The organism is Paenibacillus paridis (assembly GCF_006345825.1).
GTDB lineage: Bacteria > Bacillota > Bacilli > Paenibacillales > Paenibacillaceae > Pristimantibacillus > Pristimantibacillus paridis.
Map to the genome: position 1 here is coordinate 156,701 of NZ_VCIX01000082.1, position 17,608 is coordinate 174,308.

Consider the following 17,608-nt stretch of genomic DNA (forward strand, 5'->3'; position numbering starts at 1 on the left):
TTTTCCCCATAATAATAAAAAAAACGATCCCGCGAAAATTCGCTAAGGACCGTTTCTCATCCTAAGTTCCTGTTTAAGGATATAGAAATTTCATCACACTAACCAATAACGACATGAATAAATCGTTCTAAAGAAGCAACATCGGCAATGTTCTTGTTGCAATCATGTCCGTTCATGCACAAATAATTGCCAATTGCTTTATAATAGTCGGACGAGGCTTTTGCCGGCTTAGTCTTCGATACGGCAGAATACAAAACAAGCTCCTCAAACCTGTTGCAAACAAAACAGTAGCTTTTCTTGTTCGTTGGCGTATATCTGCCTTCGATGCCAAGAAACTGTCCGTTCTGATGATAGACCATAAACAATTTATTAGTGGATATATCCATCCAGCTTAGATAAGTTACAAAACGAAAATCAATATTCACCAAATCAGGCAGCTTGAGCTTCTTGTTTTTCGGAAAGAGCTTCTGAATTTGCTTCACGGTTATTTGCGGAAACCCAACCAAATAGAGCTCCAAATCTTTCACGTACTTCTGAAAGTCTTCCGTGGTCTTCAAGGCTGTAAACCGACCAAGCATTTCTTTCTGAGCCTCTGTGGCAGCTGGGAACAATTCCAGTATTTTAGCCTCGGCTCCGTCTCGAACAGACTCCAAAATTTTCGGATCCGGGTTCGTTCTAAGTGCATGCTGGAAGATTCCCACTTGTTTCTTGATAAAATTATATTCATGGTTTCTAATAAATGCTTCAAACATTGAAGTTCAGCCCCTTAATCTTATTGTAAGATAAATAAGGTGCAAAGCCATATATTAGAAACGATAAGTGCTCATTTAGGCGATGTTAGTCCTACCTGTCCGCCCATGCAAAGTATCGCCTCCATAACAGGCTTTGCATGAGTATTACCAATCCAGCAATCTCTGATTGCCATGACGACCTACCCCCTTGCGTTTGCGATAGCTCTATTATAATCAACATGGCCCGTGTTCTCAACCCTGCGAGCCATGGAATTAACCGCCTATAGGTGAGGAAGAATAGGTACGCATGGAAATAAAAGCATACATAAAAACAGTACTATCACACATCAGAAAGCAGGTAGCCAATGGAGTTTTTAATTTCCTTTTTAGCGTTAATTGCCGTCATTGTTATGGCCACCGTACTCAATAAAAAATACCCTAAAATACCGTTAGCGCTGTTTCAAATTGGTTTGGGCGCACTCGTATCCTGGCTTCCGCTGCATGTTTCCCTTGAATTTGAGCCTGAGGTATTTATGATTTGCCTGATCGCTCCTCTGCTATTCGGGGATGCCCGCGTCATCTCGCGCAAAGAGCTATGGGCTTACAAAAGACCGATTTTACTGCTCGCCATAGGACTCGTCATCATTACCGTAATCGGACTTGGGTACTTTATTCATTTATTGCTTCCCTCGCTTCCTCTTGCTGCGGCCTTCGCGCTTGCCGCTGTATTATCCCCTACGGATGCGGTCGCAGTTAAATCCATTACGAAAGGGCTTTCGTTGCCAAAAGGCTTGATGGCCATTTTAGAAGGAGAATCCTTGCTTAATGATGCGGCAGGCATCGTCTCCTTTAAGGTCGCTTTGGCTGTCGTATTAACGAGCGTCTTTTCCGTTCAATCGGCGGCATTGAATTTTGCGTTTGTATCGATTGGCGGTTTTTTTGCCGGGCTTGTGCTGGGCTTCCTCTTTGTAAAGCTAAGACTAACGCTTCGGCAGCGCGGATTTGAAGAGGTTAACTCTCTGGTCGCCATTCAGCTGGTTACTCCCTTCATCATCTACATCATTGCGGAGGAGCTGTCCGTATCCGGCATCCTGGCTGTTGTCGCCGCAGGAATTATCCATGGCATCGAGAGGGACCGGCTGCAGCAGACATCGACGAAAATCCAACTCACCTCCATAACGACGTGGTCTGTGCTGGGCTATATTTTAAACGGCTTCGTCTTTGTTCTGCTTGGCTTTCTGCTGCCCGAGGTGCTGCAGGGATTAATCGAAAGCAAAGAAATCACCATCGGCAAAGCACTCGGACTAACCTTTACTATCGCAGTGTGCCTCTTTCTCATTCGTTACTTATGGATCTTTTTGCTTCATCGGAACTTTGCCGCACGCGAAACGGATTCCCGAGGAAAAAGGCTGAAGCCTAAGCTAGGCTCGAGGGGCGGCTACGCTTTTTTGGCAGCGACCTGCGGCATTCATGGAACGATTACGCTGGCTACCGCATTGTCCGTTCCATTTGAAATCTCGGAGGGCACTCCGTTCCCGCTTCGCAACACTTTTTTATTTATAGCCTCTGGCGTCATTCTGATCAGCTTGGTGTTTGCAACGGTTGTACTGCCCTTTATCAGCAGAAATCCGGAGGAGCAGGATGCTGAGGAAATGCCCCTAACGGCAGAAGCTGCCCATAAGCTCATTATTAAAAAAACGATTCATCACCTGAAGGCCGAATACTCGCCCAATCAGCCTGGAGCCACGGCCAAAGTTATTGCCGATTTGGAAGAACAGCTGCGCTATATCAAAACAGGCAAGGCACTTCAATATTCCAGCTCTAAAATAAAAGAATTTCAGCAAATCGGACGCGAGGCCGAGCTGGACAAGCTGAATCAAATGATTGAAGAGGGGCTATTGTCTCCGCAATTGAAGGTACTATTCCCTCTCTTCCATCAGCCGCAGGAGCTGTTTACGCTTCGCTCTATTTTCAGAAAGCTGTGGTATAACTTCAAAATGTACTGGATCAAGCGCAATCTAAAGCGGCTCGATAAGGTGGACCCTTCGTCCGATTTATACAAAAAAGCGAAAAAAGCGAAGGATTTAATCGTGGAGTTAAAAAGCGTGGAGGACAAGCTGCAGCAAGCTGCCGTAGAAGAAATCCGAAGCCAGGCAACAGAGGATGACCGATTCGAAGCGATGCTCGTGATTCGCCATTACAGCCGCAGAGTCGAGCAAGCCAAAGCGAGCAAAATCGATAGCGAGAAGTTCCAGCATGAGGTCAAGGGCATTCAACTGCGGAGCATTCAAGTCAAGCGCGACCAGATTCAGGAGCTGGAGGAGACGAAACAAATCTCTTCCGAAATGGTTTTTGAGCTGCTGCAGACGATCAACTATGACGAAATGCTGCTGCTGGATAACAGTGAGGAATAGCAAGGAACGCAAAGAGGTTCTGAGAGTATTTTCTCGGAACCTCTTTGTTTGGGGTTATGGGACGCCTTAATTTTTTACAACCGGAATCCAAATCTCGCAGCGGTAGTCCTCCGCTGTTGTATCGCCTTCAGGATAAAGCTCCATTTCAGCCGTCCCCGCATGCTCATAGCCGGTAGCCGGGAACCACTCCTGATAAATTCGCTCGAAAACGTTTTGAATCGCTCCCGGCATTGGACCGATCGATGTGAAGATTGCCCAGGTGGAGGCCGGAATAACCGTTTGATCAAAGGTTTCCGTACCGGATGCGGCGTCAGATTCGCCAGCAATCCAATAATCGAATTCATTTCCGCCAGGCTGCATATTCGCTATAATGCCCAGCAAATCCCCCTCGGCAGCAATGGCTCCAAGCTTAGCGATGGTCCCATCTTGATGAGCTTGCTGCCAGAGCTTTGGAATCTCTCTCATTTGTTGATTATCCTCACAGCTTAACCGAAACGATTTGCCTACAACTGTAAATGCCTCTTTTTCAAAATACGATAATCCATATCCTTATCTCCCTTCAATGATAACTGGAATGCAATGCGGGGGAAGGCTTTCAGGCTGTTGCCGGGATGACGTGCCTCCGAAGGCGAAATGCCATGTATTTTACGAAAAGCCTTAGCAAAGGATTCCGGTGAGTCATAGCCGTATTTCAAGGCAACATCGATGACTTTGGCAGGCGACATCGCGAGCTCCTGAGCGGCCAATGTGAGCTTGCGCTTGCGCATATACTCCGCTACAGTCATGCCGGTCAGCATATGGAACATCCGTTGGAAATGAAACGGAGACGCACATGCCGCTTTGGCGATTTCCTCGATACTCAGAGGCTCCTCCATCTTCTTCTCCATCAAATCGATTGCCTCTTTCATTCTGAGCAACCATTCCATCCGCATCACCTCCCTTTGTTATCCATCCTATCACTGGCAGATTAGAGTTTCCTGTCATTGCGTGCTTTTTGCAAACAGGTTCGATCACATGCTCTAAGGTTTTCTAAATCATAGCACATTTATTGCGCAAATCATTATACCTACAGAAGCCCAAGCAGCATGCCCCCCGCAGCTCCAGCAACAACAATGATCCAAGGCGGTAGCTTCCAAAAAACAAGCATCACAAACAAGGCGGCTGCCAGCGCAAAATCCAGCGCATCCAAGATCGCGGTCGTCCAAAGCGGATCATAAAGAGCCGCTAACAAAAGACCAACGACAGCTGCATTTACGCCAGCCAGCGCTCCCTGCACGTTATGATTATTTCTTAGCCCGTTCCAAAAGGGGAGCGCACCGGCAACAAGCAGAAACGCCGGCAAAAAAATGCCGAGCGTGGCAACTATGGCCCCGCCAATACCGCCTGCCATAGCGCCAAGGTAACTGGCAAAGGTGAACAGCGGACCCGGAACCGCTTGGGCTGCTCCGTAACCTGCCAAGAAATCCGCTTGGCTTACGAATCCCGTTGGCACCAATTCCCGCTCCAGAAGCGGAAGCACGACATGCCCTCCCCCGAAAACCAAAGCGCCGGATCGGTAAAAGCTGTCAAACATCGCCAGCCACCCTCCTTCTCCTGAACGCGTTAGCAGCGGAAGCCCAATGAGCAGCAGCACAAACAAAATCAGGCAGCAGGCGGCTAACGTTCGGCTAACCGGAATCGGCAGCTCGGGGGTCCGTTCGGCAGCTTTCTTCCGGTATAGCCACAGCCCCAGCAAACCAGCGGCAAGGATGACTAGCACCTGACTATAGGCGTTTTGCCAGAATAGCGTTACCGCTGCGGCCAGCACAGCCATCGTTGCTCTGCTCCGATCAGGCGTCAGCTTCTGTCCCATTCCCAAAATCGCATGCGCTACTATCGCTACCGCGACGATCTTCAGCCCATGAATCCAGCCTGTGCTCGCGATATCGAAGCCTTGGAGTAGGAAGGCGAACGCAACTAAGGCCAAAACGGACGGCAGCGTAAAGCCTAACCATGCGACAATGCCCCCAAGCCAGCCAGCTCTCATAAGGCCAATCCCAATGCCAACCTGGCTGCTCGCAGGTCCCGGAAGAAATTGACACAGGGCGACAAGATCGGCGTAGCTGCGTTCATCCATCCATTTTCGGCGGCGTATGTATTCATTATGAAAATAAGCAAGATGGGCAATCGGCCCTCCAAAGGAAGTGAGACCCAGCTTTGCAGATACGAACAGCACCTCCAGAAGAGCGGCAAGCTTTCCCTTTGGAGTGGGTTTCGTTGGCGAATGCACTGTAGGAATGGTCGGATGCATAGGTGCGGTTGTCTCCTTTTTATCAAACATTTCAAATCTTATTTAACCATTTATAGGCCCGCTTAAGTGTTGGATAGCCCAAGTTGACTCTATTCTAGGCATGAGAGCCTCCTTTTTTCTATGCTTTTACGATAATTTTATATTAAATGCTCTGATGTTCAGCACGTTATCATTCTTATTTATTGGTTCCCAAACTAAAAAGGGAGGCTGCCCCTCCAGGTCTTTGACCTTGAGAAACAACCTCGTAAATTGGACCTGCATATAATAGGACGAATCGTAAGTAATCTGGCTATTACTTGCAATGAAACAAACTGCGTTTAATTCAGGCTAAGCGTTGGTTCTCCCCAGAAAGCCCAATCATATCCGTAATCCCCAAGGGAATCCGTAATCAGGGTAATGACAACCGACTTTCCGGCATAATCGTCCAAAGCTAGGCTAAACGGCGTCCATGCCCCTCCAGGCATAAGATCCTCCGACCATAGTACATGCCCGTTTACCGCAATACGGAAGCCTACTCCTTGCGAGTCATCCGCGCCGTCCTTGATTCCGATAAACCCGCTAATCTTTGTATCAGCGCCTGATGGGAGCGTTAAAGCGTAGTCAATATGCGTCTGCCCCCGCTGAGGCGGGTGGGCGTCCAATCCCTGCTTTTCGATGCCTAGCACCGAGCCCTCCCCAGCAATTCCTCCAAAAGGCCCCTGCGGCGCTCCTTCCGTTCCATTCTCGAACAGGAGACTCGAATCGAATGGTTCATCGGACAAAGCAAGCGGAAGCTGTACCGGAGCTGCCGTTCCGTAAATGAGATACAGCATATCGGTTGCAGGAGCCGTAACCTGGTAACGATGATTGCCAAGATCCGTATACTGAGCCAAGCCGGATAACGATTCCACGGATGTAATCGTCCGCGGGCTCACCAGCTTCAGGTTTACGGTACGGGCAGTCCCTGCAACCGGATCAATTTCGACGCGCGGCGCCATCCAGACGGCCGAGTCGTTGTCTACGGTGGTGCCTGGATGCGTCTCTAATCGAATTGTAACTTCCTTGCCTGCGAGTGAAGCCAAATCCAGCTCCACGGATACCGGAGACGCGCTTCTGCTGAATTGCTCCTCGCTTAGAACGGGACGCGTCGCAGCCGGAGCTGCTTTCTCCCATGCGAATGCTTTAAAGCTTACACCGTCGCTGCTTAGCACATTCTGCTCGGAGCCTAGCTGAACGCCCGCCTTAAATGTGGACGTACGATCTTCGGGAAGCAGCACATCAAATTCCAACCATGTATGCCCTCCTTGCCATTGCCCCGAATAAGGAGGATGGGCGAGCATCCGGTCTCCCCAGTGCTGCACGGTTCCGCCTTGTGCAAAGGTATGGGAAAACCCGTTTTCAGACGAGAACGGCGCGCTTGTTTCATGAACAGTACCATCGCCGAGCTTTTCGCCTGCCCGAATCGGGCCCGGATAATTCAGAAAATCGATGGTGGCTGGCTGCTGTTTGTCCTCCAGCGATAATACGGCATGGCTCGTTTTGAGAGATAGCCGCTTCATCGCTACGTCGGTCGGCCATTCATAGACATGGAACGCATTTGGGTCTCGGGCATCCTTGCTATAAAGATATGTTTTTTCCGGATTAAGGCCGAACAGCTTCGTAGCGTCATAGAGATACCAATCCGGAATTCGGCCAGGAAGCTCGACGGTTTCGTTGCCGTATAAATAGCGAAGCACGTCCTCCCCGGCAGCAGGCGCTCCCAAGCTGTAATCGGTTAGCTTCTCGCCAAACGCATCTCTTTCATATTTGGCCATTTTTCCATCAGCTGTCCGGAACGTAAATAACGTGGTATCCGACCAGCTCGTAAAATCTGCAGCCGGCTTCTCGGCTTGGTACCAGCGGACCTCATCCAGAAACTGCTCCATGAGGGGTGATGCATTCGCAACTTGGTCATAGTTAGGTCTTGAAAGCATAGGAATGGCACCCAGACGGTTCTGGACAACCTTATGCCAAGCGATAAAATAGTCCTCGGTCAACGGGTTTGCATGATCGGGATGACCGTAAATCGTTGTGTAAGGAGCGAAAATTGCCGAGCTCGCCGGGACGACTTGGTCGATCTTGTTATTATCCCAAGTACCCGTTGGAGCAAAAATGCCATAAGCGTGGCGCTGAGCAAAGGCCTCGTACCGCGTAGTAATTTCATTCAGGCTCTCGCCACCCAGCGCAATATTGGACGGCAGCTCTTCTCTTAATTCCTTATGAAGGGCAATATTCCCTTGCATCATGTTCATGCCGTCCATCAAGCCGTTGGCGTCATTATACATTAGCAGCGATTGGTCCAGATGGATCGCATCGGGGCCTACCTCTTGGACGAGATCGACCATTTTGCCGACAAACAGATCCCGCCAGGCTTGCGAAGCCGGATTAATCTGGGCGAATTTGATCTGATCCGATCCCGCGGTGTACTCCGAATAAACCGGATCAAGCGTAAACGGATCTTTTACCTGATAAGGCTGCATAGTTGCATACGCAGGATTGCTAGGAGTCACGCCAAAAATATTGACATAAAGCATGACCTTGAAGCCTAGCGCTTGTGCGGCATCGATTTTATTCGCAATGTCCGGTTTTGGCGAATAGTTCGGAAAATTGACATCGTAGGGATCTGATCGCCAGCCAGGTACGACAAGGAGCGTTTGTTCAGCATCTACCTGTTGCGCCAAGGACTCTAGCAGCGGTTCGTCCTCTAAGTCCGTCAGAACGGTGAACGCGATGTCCTTCGCCCATTCCGGCTGCAGACGCGCCAGCTTGGACAGATCAAACTTCTTGTCCGCCCACTCGCGGTACTTCATTGCGCCATTTACCCAATCTCCTTCATAAGCCCGGAGCCGCCAGTCGGTAGATACCGCTCGGGTCGTTTCCTGGAATGGCGCGGGACTGTGCGTTTCCATGCCCACGTAGAAATTCCCGTTTTCATGCTTGACGTGCAGTGTCTTGAAAAAACGGGCATCGTCGTTGGCATGCACGAGCATGCCGCCGTCCTCGCCCTGAATAATAAACATCTGCGCTTCCCATATGTTGGGATAGTCGAACTGCTGGAAGCCATAAGCCGCATCGGGCGATTCCGCTGTAAGGCGAATGCCGCCCAATACTGGAATAATCAAATCATACGAATCAGGCACAATGAGTCCCCATTGAATACCCGAAATCCCCTGCGCTGCTGAATCTGCATGTTGGCTGACGGTAAGCGTGCCGTCATACTTCGTAGCAACGGTCGTTTCTAATTCTGCTCTGCTGGAGCCGGTTCCCCAGGTTTGCCCGAAGGTCGTATGCCCTTTCTTGATAGCCGAGCTGGAAGCAGAGGAGTTATTCCACAAATTCGTTAAAGACAAGTGACGAATGCCCGTTAACGGGCTGCTATTGCCAAGTGCCAAGCCAACGCTTCCGTAAGTGAAGTTGATGGCGCCTGTGCTTGCATTCAAAGTGACCAGCGCACTGCTGGCGGAAGCGAATCCATTAAGCATGCCGAATACAAGGATAAATGCCATGCATGCCACCAATTGCCTTTGGACATGAAATTTCATTATGAATCCCCTCTCCTGATACCTGCTTCTTTGTGGTTAAGCCTCAAGCAACCTTGTCTGGAAGCTTGCGCTTCCCTCGCTAACGAATACTCCCCACCCCCCTTTCTGAAAATCATATAGCCGCGTACTCAAAGCAATCGCATCGTCCACGTAAACCACGCACACCGAACCATCAAGAAACACGCGGAGTTCGTAATCAGTTTCCGGCAAAAGCTCCACCGGCCTTTCCATGCCGACGACGTAAGGGACATCTCCCTTTCTTGGCCACTGATCCACTACAATCCGGTTCCTTCCCGGCTCCAGCCGAATCATGTATCCTTGCTCCAGCTGTTCGTCCGCTCGCAAAATAATTCCGCAGCCACGTGTGTTCGCGCTAAAGGCAACCTTCACCGTGAGTTTGCATTGCTCGGGCAGAGCTCCGGCATAGGCGCAGGCAAAGGAGTCCTCAGCCTTGGCAGCGGCTCTTGCCCCCTCGAGCTCCCAGCGGCCAAGTGTTTCCGTGAAAGAAAATGGCCTCTCACAGCTCCATGCCGCATTTACGGTATCTGGTGCCTTTACCCTCAAGGTTCCGTCGATTTGCTGAACGATTTCGTGTACGACAAGACTGCCTCCCCACTGCCAAGTCCCGCCATCATGCTCCCCCTCTCTCGTCGGATTCCATCCGAATGCGTATCGCCGCTCTCCGTCGGTCCACGTCTTCGCCGCATAGAAGGCCCGAGTGTCAAAGCCATCGTTCTCTGGCGCAATCCAAGGGCCCTGCAGCGACTCGCTCATGCGGTAATGGGTCACCGTCCGATCCGAGAATGTGGAATAGACCAGATACCACCATTTCCCGATCTTGAACAGATCCGGGCATTCGTGGGTCGTATACAGGTAAGGAGCCCAGAATGGCTCCTTAACCTCCCAGCTCTTCAAATCCTTCGAGGCGCATAAAGCAACGCATCCTCGGCGTTTGGAAGGCCCCTCCTTTAACCGGGCGGCCAGCAGCATCCAATATTCGCCCGCTTCTTCATTCCAGAACACGAACGGATCTCGCCAATCATGCTCCTCATACCGGTCGACAGGCGCATAGAAAGCATCTTCGGGTATTTTCTCCCAATGCAACATATCGCTGCTGACCGCATGCATAACCGCCTGCTGCTTCTTGCCTTGAGCCGGATAATGAAAATTGTTGCCAGTATAGAAAATATGGTACACCTCGCCGACTTTCAGCAGACATCCCGTATAGATATAAAGGTCCTGCTCCATTTCCCCTCCTCTTGGAAGCACCTCGCCATACTCCGTATAGGATACAAAATCCTTCGTGCCAATCAAAAACCAAGGCGTGCCTTCGCCAAACGTTTCCTTATCCCGCCAATCCTTCAAATAAAGCAGCTTGAACTCTCCGTCTTCATGAAACGGTATGACATCCGCCAGCCAGCCATCCTCCGGTTTATAAAAGAAATTACCCATGCTATTCCTTCACGCTCCCTAACACGATTCCTTTAACAAAATACTTTTGCAGAAAAGGGTAAACCAGCAAAATTGGCAGGGCACCTACAATAATTTGCGCTGCCTTGGATGTGCGCGTGGATATTTGCGACAGCTTGTGGATATCCTCCTGCTTCACCTGTGAGAAATCGAAATTGATAATGATCGTCTGCAAATAGGACGATAAGGGGTAATGCTCCGGTTTATTCATAAGAATAAGGCCGTCAAACCAACCATTCCAATGCCCGACAATTGTGAACAAACCTACGGTAGCAAGCCCGGGCAGTGACAACGGCACATAGATGCTCCACAAGGTTCTTACATGTCCCGCGCCGTCAATAAAGCAGGATTCCTCAAGCTCTTTGGGAAGCCCTCGAAAAAAATTCAGAAGTAGAATGACGTTGAAAACGGGAACGGCGCCAGGAATGACGAGCGCCCAGATCGAATCCAGCAGCCCTGTATTTTTGATGGTCATATACCAAGGTACCAGACCGCCACTGAACAGAATCGTAAATACGAAAATCCAGACGTAGCCCGTGCGGAATCGGAACGACCTCGCTTCCTTGGACAAGGGATAGGCGATCATGATCGTCAGCATCATATTAATAAAGGTGCCAAGCACCACTCTCTCGACGGTGATACCAAGCGAACGGATAAATTCCGGCCGGCTTATAATGAAATCGTAAGACTTAAGCGAGAAGTCGACCGGCCAGAAGGTCACCTGTCCGGCAGCTACCGCGGCGCTGTCGCTAAAGGAAACCGCCATCACGTGAATCAACGGAAGAAAGCATAGGAAAGCCAAAAAAATCAAAAACGATGAATTTACGGCCAGGAACAGGCGTCTGCTCCAGGAAATATGCTGCACTTTGGGTCTCTCCTCTCTAGAAAATTCGGTAATTCGCAAACCGGTAAGCCAGCCAGTAGGACACCGAAATCAGCAAAAAGGAAACGACGGACTTAAACAAGCCTACAGCCGTTGCTACTCCGTACTGCGCATCGTTAAACGCGATCCGGTAGATCATCGTATCCAAAATATCACCGCTTTCGTATACGAGCGGATTGGAGAGATTGAATACTTGGTCAAACCCCGCATTCAGCACATTTCCAAGGCTCAGGGTCACCATTAGGACGATAATCGGCATCATGCCCGGTAGCGTAATATGCAAGGTCTGCTTCCATCTGTTCGCTCCATCCATGACGGCTGCTTCGTACAGCGTTGGATTGACGCTCGTAATCGCCGCTAAATAAACAATCGTACTGAAGCCAAACTCCTTCCATACGTCCGAGAAAATAAGCACTGCCGGAAACCATCGGTTATCTGCCAGAAAGAATATGGGTTCAACTCCGAGCTTGCCCAGAAGCGCGTTCACGATCCCTTCTGACGGAGACAACAGATCGATCAGAATGCCTCCAAGAATGACCCATGACAAGAAATGGGGCAGATAGATCAGCGTTTGTACCCCCCGTTTGATCGATGAGCGGGTAACCTCATTTAACAATATTGCGATGAGAATCGGTACGAATAATCCTGCAACAATCTTCATACAAGCGATGAAAATCGTATTCCAAACCACCTGCCCCGTATTCGGCATATCCAGCACAAATTTAAAATTGTCGAATCCAATCCAAGGCGAACCAAACCAACCGCTGAATATCGTAAACTTTTGGAAAGCGATAACCACCCCCAGCATGGGGACATAGCAATAGACAAGAACCAGGATAAGCCCCGGCAACAGCAGCAGATGCAACGGCAGCTCCCGCATCCATTTCGCAGCTTTCATTTCTCTCTTTGCACCACCCTTCCAAACGTTTGAAGGGGAGGATGACATTCCTTCATCTTCCCCTTCGCCAAAGTTTAATTTATCTCTCCCGCTTATTCCTTCTGAGAGGATAACCAGTCATTAATTTCTTGCAGGATCTGCTCTCCGCCAAGCTTGTTCCAGTCCGCGACGAAGGTGTCGAACTCATCAACCGATGCAGCTCCCATAATGATTTTGGTGAACGTCTCTTTCTCTAGCTTGTCGAGCGTGGCCCACTTATCCGTCATGGTCTGCGTCTGTCCTCCGAAAGCCGTCATTAACAGGCGATCGCCAGTATAATTGTCCATAGTGGCCTCAAAGCCGAAGTATTGGTGCGCAACGGCCCAATTTTCCATATTTCCGGTCTTTAGATAGTCAACGGTAGGACCGTATTTATCCGTTTCCGTTAGAGCATCTTTTAGCAGGCTCTCATCCTCGTTTTTGATGGCTTCCCGCAGCAGCGCGAGTGAATCCAGCACGCCTTGATTGGAGACGCCCGATTGAACAATTGAGAGCCGTGAGGTGTTGATTCGCTCCCCGCCCTCTTCAACCGTAATAAATTGGCCTTCATCCCTTCTTGAGCCATGAACGACTTCTTCGTGCAGGTTCAGCATTTTGACGACTGCTTCCGGGTGCTTGAACCCTTTGCGTACGACGACATATCCGCTGGCTGAGAATCCTGCGCTTGCCTTCGTCGGCGTTTCGTCTATCGATGGCACGGGAAACGGCTTCCATTCCATGCCCGGGTTTTTCTTAACGGCATCGTAGAATACATAAGGATTCCAGTTGGCTCCAAATGCCATGCCGAACTTGTTGGCGGCAATGTCTTCTGCTACTTTGTTGCCGTCCTTAACGCCAAATTCCCGATCCAGCTGCCCGCCTTTATACATATCCTGCAGCTTGGCAAGCGCTTGCTTCATCTCCGGCTGAACGGAGCCATAGCTTACCTTGCCGCTGTCGTCCTTTACCCAGGTTTGGGGATAAGCATGATAGGCGTTGGAGAACCCGGTAATGGACGTAATCGGGCCGTACAAATAGTTGTTAATTGCTACGCCAAACGTATCATCCTTGCTATTGCCATCGGGGTCCTGCTTTGTAAACGCTTCCGATATTGCAAATACGTCTTCAATCGTTTTTGGCTCGGGCAAGTTCAGTTTTTCTAACCAATCCGTTCTCACCCACAGCAGATTCGGCTCATAGATCGGGGCATTTACGACCGGAATGGCAAGCAGCTTGCCTCCAAACGTAGCAGAAGCGAGCGCTGCGCCTCCATCTCCCATCTGAAGCTCCTTCGTGTGGTCGGAAGCATACTTCTCATACGCTCCCGTCAAATCTTCCAATTGTCCAGCGTCCGCCAGCTGCTTCAGTTGGCTCGCTGATACAGAGAACACTTCCGGCAAGCTTCCCGAAGCGATCGACACGTTCAGCTTTCGGTTATATTCACTGGCAAGAGCTGTCCAATCATGTACAACCTTTATGCCAAGCAGACTCTCATACTCCCGATACCAAACGTTATTGTCGATACTATCGCCTTGCGGATATGTCCATGTTTGATCCACTGGACGAGCGATATGAAGCTCCACGGGCGGATCGTATTTCTCGAAAGGATCTCCCTTTTCCAAAGATTCTCCCTGGGTTTCACCCGGCTGCGACGGTTCACCGGTATTCACCGGCTTCTCATTCGCCCCGTTACTGCAGGCCGTAAGAACAAGCGTAAAAACCAGCGCGCTGGTCAGCAGCATACTTAAGCTTTTTTGTTTCATTTACTTACCCCCTTTGATCATATACAGATGCTTCATCCCGCTCTGCTAGCTTAATTATAGGCCCATCAAATCGGTGCTCTCTACTCGCCGTTTTTCACTTTTGATTATCCTTTTTGGATATCTCATGCCGGTCCCTATACTCCTGGGGAGTCAAATTCGTTTCTTTCTTAAAGAAACGATAGAAGGATTGCTCCGTCATGAAGCCGATAGCTTTGGATATATCCTGAACGATCATCTGCCCTTGCGAAAGCAGCTTCTGGGCCTTCGCCAACCGAGCGTTCGTAATGAAATCGGTTAGCGATTCGTTCGTGATTCGTTTATATAACCTCGTTAAATAATAAGGATTGTAGCCCACGACCTCGCCAATGCGGGTTAAAGACAAATCACCTGCGAGATTATGCTCCACGTACAATTGGACATGCTTGATTAAATCGTCTTCCTGGTAAATCTGGTCGTTATGCTTCTGCTCGAATAATCGTTCTGACAGCAGCGACAGATAGTCATCCGCTTCGTCCCAGGAGCGATGCGCATCGTACCTTGCCAGCTTGCTCATATCCAACGTCGTGCTTATTTCGGCATGCAAGCCCCAGCGGTTCATATAGGACAGGAAGAGAGAAACGAGTGAGTAATAAATTTCTAGTTTCAGATGGTCATCCGCTTTCATAGCTCCTCGAACCAATCCCATCAGTTTGCTGTATTCGGTGTGGAAATGTTGTCTTTGCCCGTTTTCCAAATAGACCGCTAATGTCCCCAGCTTCTCCAATTGGCTGCGGACCTCGTGGGTTTGGACCTCCGTTTCCGGATCTCCCCCTTTGGAGCCTTGCCTATCCAATAAAATGAGCTCTTTGCCCATGCCTAGCCCCCGCCCGAGCAATCTTTTTAATGCACTGAACTGCTCCGGGGCTTGTTCCCACGATCTCATTTCTCCAGCTGAGGCAAATGAAACATAAAGCTTGAGTAGCTGCTTGCATGCCATCTGAATCGTCTCGATTGTGCCTTGGACGAATCGGACCGTCCAATTTTCTGCTTCGCTGCTAACTTGCGGTTGAATAATGAAGAGCAGCTTATTTCTCTCGTAACTCACCGTTAAGCCATTGGCCGATTTCCCGAAATATTCTTCGGCTATGTTCTGGATCGCATACAGCATAAGATCCCGATCCCCATTGCTATACTCATCCCGCCAGTCGTCTACCCGCCCGATAACTAGCAGCACCTTCCCCTTCGCGCTAAGCGGGATTTGAAGTTCGACGAACCTTTGCTCCAGCTTCCTCAGCGCATCCGGATCTCCTTGCATGACGTCCAGCATATAGCTATTCAGCAGCAGCGGCCTCGCAATTTGTATTTGGCGCTCCGCATTGCGAATCAACTGCTTGGATTCCACTGCCTCAAACAATTGTGCTGCGGCTTGCTCTACCGACCGCAAAATGGCATCATGGCCTTCCGTTTTCAGAAGGTAGTCCACGCCGCCATTGCGCAGCACCTGTTGAATATAATCAAAGTCATCATAACCGCTCAAAAATATGATTTTGCACCACGGCCATTGTCTGATAATTTCCTTTTGCAGCTCGAGGCCATCCATTCCCGGCATTCGAATATCAGAAAGAACGATATCCACTTTCATTCGGCCAAGCATAGCCAAAGCCTCCGCGCCGGAATAGGCACCGAACACCTCCATTTCCAGCTTGCCTGACTGGCTGAACAAATCCAGCAGGCTCTCCACGATTAATCGCTCGTTATCGACAATTAGTAGCCTAATCATGTTTAATCCTCCTTCATCCTACGAATGATGATTTGCGTCTTCAGTCCGCCCAACTCGCTTCGTGAAACGCTTAAACCGCAATTCTGCCCAAATTTCAATTGCAGCCTCCGATGCACATTAAGTATTCCGGTCGTCTCCATGGCACGTTCTGAGGAAGCCAGCGATTTCTGCAAACGAAACAATTGTTCCTCATCCAGCGAATCTCCGTTATCCTCCACTTCGATATGCAGCTCAACCTCTGTGGCTTCGCGAAAACGAATTCGCAGCTTTCCGCCGCTGAGCTTGTTCTCGAGCCCATACATATAGGCATTTTCAATCAATGGCTGCACGATTAGGCGCGGAACCATGACCCTCTCCCAAGCTTCCGGCACCTCGCCAAGCTCGACCTCAACCGTGCCGGAGAAGCGGATCTTCTGAATTTCAACATAAGATACGGCATGCTTCATCTCCATTGTGAGCGGAACGCTTTCCGCCCCGCTGCGGGTAATGAACTGAAAGTAGCTGCCTAAATGGTGGAACATCCGATCCGCCAGCTCATGTTCCCTCATCCTCACGAGCCCCTGCAAAATAAAGAAACTATTATAAAAAAAATGAGGATTAATCTGCGATTGCAGCTGCTTGAGTTCGGACTGCTGGGACCGGATTTGCTGCTCATATACCTCATGAACCAGCACTTGTATGCGCTCAAGCATATTGTTGTATTGATTGTATAAATAATGAAACTCGTCTTGGTTCCGATGATAGATCCTCACGCTTAGATCGCCTTTCTCCACCCTACGAAATGATCCGATCAACCGCTTGATGGGCTTATGAATAAGCCTGTGTATCCAATATGAGAAAATAATGGTTAACAGCAGGGAAACGAAAGAGACAATCCATATCCAGTCGCGATGCTTGTTAAGCGGCTGAAGCACCGTCTTCGCAGGAACGAATACCGCAAGCGTCGTATCCAGCACGGATGAATACTCATGCGCGACGAAATAAGAGATGCCATTCAAATCCAACATGAATTGCCCTGGCTCAAGCAGCGCTTCTTCATGCTGTGAACGAAGCGTATCCGTAAACTCCTCCAGCAGCTTCCCCTCAATGCCGGAGGAAACCTGCCACCGCAGATCAGCGTTCACCCATGCCGCGCCTCCACCTTGCTCGCCGCCAGCCATGCTGGAGAGCGTGCGTTCAATCTCTGGCAAGGAAAGCTCGATCTCCATGGCCAACACAGGCTGGCGATTCACGTAGACCGCGTCCGGGTAGACTCCGCTTAGTAGCAGCTTGTTCTGTAAGCTGAAGATTGGAGAGTTCATATTAACCGGATCGAGGATGGCATTCAGTTCTTCCTCCGGAATCGTATCATCGTAATTGTTCGCATTAATGCTTCTATCCAGCGCCGGTATATAGAGCTGCACGTTCTTCACGAACGGACTGGAGCTTTTGAGCAAATAGAGTTTGTTTTTCACCGCTAATATCGTACGGGAACGTTCAAAATCATTCAGCCTCTCCGCTACCGTCCCCAGCGTCAACAGGTCATCATCGTTCACATATTCCAGCTTCAGCCTCGTCAGCCGAGCCAGTTCGGTTTCAAGGGACGTCATGTAAAAGTGGACGCGAGAGGCCATGGATTCGGATATTTGTTTCTGAACGACGTCTTGGCCGGATTGATTCATCATTAGGCTGGAAACGTAGATGGGAATGATCATAAGCAAGAAGGACAGGACGAGCTTCGGATAAATTGTAAGCGATTTCATTACTTTCATCATCAGGTTTCCCCCTCATAGTTCGCTGACTAAATCATACCTCGTCCGTCTTCCGGGAGACAACAAAAAGA

The 17,608-nt window shown here is 49.7% G+C and carries 10 protein-coding genes and 1 pseudogene; 1 reads left to right on the forward strand and 10 read right to left on the reverse strand.

Features of this window, described 5'->3' with window-relative positions:
* Window positions 1-98: 98 nt before the first annotated feature.
* Entirely contained in the window at window positions 99-752 is a 654-nt protein-coding gene (locus FJQ58_RS11385) for a FusB/FusC family EF-G-binding protein (protein ID WP_139993391.1), read from the reverse strand.
* A 344-nt stretch (window positions 753-1,096) separates the two neighbouring features.
* On the opposite strand from FJQ58_RS11385, the gene FJQ58_RS11390 reads away from it, so the two are divergent.
* Window positions 1,097-3,145 (forward strand): Na+/H+ antiporter, encoded by a 2,049-nt coding sequence (locus FJQ58_RS11390; RefSeq protein WP_139993393.1) that lies wholly within the window; start codon window positions 1,097-1,099, stop codon window positions 3,143-3,145.
* 66 nt (window positions 3,146-3,211) lie between these two features.
* On the opposite strand, the pseudogene FJQ58_RS11395 reads toward FJQ58_RS11390, so the two are convergent.
* From FJQ58_RS11395 to FJQ58_RS11435, 9 genes and pseudogenes are all read right to left on the reverse strand, one after another.
* Window positions 3,212-4,071 (reverse strand): annotated as a pseudogene (locus FJQ58_RS11395) (AraC family transcriptional regulator).
* Window positions 4,072-4,211: 140 nt separating this feature from the next.
* Window positions 4,212-5,435, reverse strand: coding sequence for a chromate efflux transporter (gene chrA / locus FJQ58_RS11400; protein WP_139993395.1), 1,224 nt, complete (start codon window positions 5,433-5,435; stop codon window positions 4,212-4,214).
* A gap of 317 nt (window positions 5,436-5,752) precedes the next feature.
* Window positions 5,753-8,995 carry a DUF6259 domain-containing protein gene (locus FJQ58_RS11405; RefSeq protein ID WP_139993397.1) on the reverse strand — a complete coding sequence of 1,081 codons (3,243 nt, stop codon included), beginning with the start codon at window positions 8,993-8,995 and terminating at the stop codon, window positions 5,753-5,755.
* A 36-nt stretch (window positions 8,996-9,031) separates the two neighbouring features.
* Window positions 9,032-10,447, reverse strand: coding sequence for a glycoside hydrolase family 32 protein (locus FJQ58_RS11410; RefSeq protein ID WP_139993399.1), 1,416 nt, complete (start codon window positions 10,445-10,447; stop codon window positions 9,032-9,034).
* A 1-nt stretch (window position 10,448) separates the two neighbouring features.
* Complete coding sequence (locus tag FJQ58_RS11415; RefSeq protein WP_139993401.1) at window positions 10,449-11,330, reverse strand: carbohydrate ABC transporter permease; 882 nt, start codon at window positions 11,328-11,330, stop codon at window positions 10,449-10,451.
* 16 nt (window positions 11,331-11,346) lie between these two features.
* The gene (locus FJQ58_RS11420; RefSeq protein WP_139993403.1) at window positions 11,347-12,246 is read right to left on the reverse strand and encodes an ABC transporter permease; all 900 of its coding nucleotides are present in this window, start codon (window positions 12,244-12,246) and stop codon (window positions 11,347-11,349) included.
* Window positions 12,247-12,338: 92 nt separating this feature from the next.
* Window positions 12,339-14,027 (reverse strand): extracellular solute-binding protein, encoded by a 1,689-nt coding sequence (locus FJQ58_RS11425; protein ID WP_139993405.1) that lies wholly within the window; start codon window positions 14,025-14,027, stop codon window positions 12,339-12,341.
* Between the two features lie 94 nt (window positions 14,028-14,121).
* Entirely contained in the window at window positions 14,122-15,786 is a 1,665-nt protein-coding gene (locus FJQ58_RS11430; protein WP_139993407.1) for a response regulator, read from the reverse strand.
* A 2-nt stretch (window positions 15,787-15,788) separates the two neighbouring features.
* Window positions 15,789-17,540, reverse strand: a complete 1,752-nt coding sequence (locus tag FJQ58_RS11435; RefSeq protein ID WP_139993409.1) for a sensor histidine kinase — start codon at window positions 17,538-17,540, stop codon at window positions 15,789-15,791.
* Between the last annotated feature and the right edge of the window lie 68 nt (window positions 17,541-17,608).